Origin of the sequence: Hydrogenovibrio sp. 3SP14C1 (genome assembly GCF_029625905.1) — a bacterium.
In the GTDB taxonomy this organism is placed as follows: Bacteria; Pseudomonadota; Gammaproteobacteria; order Thiomicrospirales; family Thiomicrospiraceae; genus Hydrogenovibrio.
The window spans coordinates 1-247 of sequence record NZ_JARTLM010000259.1 but is presented as its reverse complement, the minus strand read 5'-3'; the positions used below and the strand labels follow the sequence as shown (position 1 = coordinate 247).

The window sequence follows — 247 nt, the reverse complement described above, 5'->3', positions numbered from 1 at the left end:
AACCCGATAGCGGCGGGTGAGCAGAAATCCCAATACGAAGCGCACCAGGCTCTGCGGCAGTTCCATGCGGCCGACCACCAGTTGGGCACCGTGATGGCCGCCAATAACTGGATCCAGAACCTGGCCATGTTGGGCTTTCTGGCGCTCACCGCGCTGTTCGCTCTGGCAGGGGTCGATAGCCACTATCTGCTGCTGTTGATTGCCAGCGTTGCCATGGCGGGCGGCGCTTACACTATCTTGAAACTGC

General features: G+C 60.3%; 1 pseudogene. It reads left to right on the top strand.

Features of this window, described 5'->3' with window-relative positions:
• Positions 1-247: pseudogene (locus P8629_RS12475) on the top strand (hypothetical protein); the annotation flags it as partial.